The organism is Paenibacillus sp. J45TS6 (assembly GCF_018403285.1).
In the GTDB taxonomy this organism is placed as follows: Bacteria; Bacillota; Bacilli; order Paenibacillales; family Paenibacillaceae; genus Paenibacillus.
Map to the genome: position 1 here is coordinate 1 of NZ_BOSJ01000066.1, position 448 is coordinate 448.

Sequence of the window (448 nt, forward strand, 5' to 3'; positions counted from 1 at the left end):
GAGCTGACCAGTACTAATCGGTCGAGGGCTTATCCTAAAAGCTTTCTGAAGGAAAGCTACTTCGAAAGCATATGCTATAAATTGCAAAGATTGTTTCGTATCTAGTTTTCAGGGAGCAAATCCTTGAATATATATGATGTTCCCTGATAGCTCAGTTGGTAGAGCACTCGACTGTTAATCGAGTTGTCACAGGTTCGAGCCCTGTTCGGGGAGCCACGGAGAGGTGTCCGAGTTGGCCGAAGGAGCACGATTGGAAATCGTGTAGGCGCCAAAAGCGTCTCGAGGGTTCGAATCCCTCTCTCTCCGCCACTATATTTTTGCAAGGCCCGTTGGTCAAGGGGTTAAGACACCTCCCTTTCACGGAGGTAACAGGGGTTCGAATCCCCTACGGGTCACTTTATATGGAGATTTAGCTCAGCTGGGAGAGCATCTGCCTTACAAGCAGAGG

The 448-nt window shown here is 48.9% G+C and carries 3 tRNA genes; all 3 read left to right on the forward strand.

The features are described from left to right. The first annotated feature begins 140 nt into the window (after window positions 1-140). The 3 genes from KJS58_RS24920 to KJS58_RS24930 all read left to right on the forward strand — a co-directional run bounded on the left by KJS58_RS24920 (window position 141) and on the right by KJS58_RS24930 (window position 395). A tRNA-Asn gene (locus KJS58_RS24920) sits at window positions 141-216 on the forward strand. Window position 217: 1 nt separating this feature from the next. Further along, a tRNA-Ser gene (locus KJS58_RS24925) sits at window positions 218-309 on the forward strand. 14 nt (window positions 310-323) lie between these two features. Beyond that, a tRNA-Glu gene (locus KJS58_RS24930) sits at window positions 324-395 on the forward strand. The last annotated feature ends 53 nt before the right edge of the window (window positions 396-448 follow it).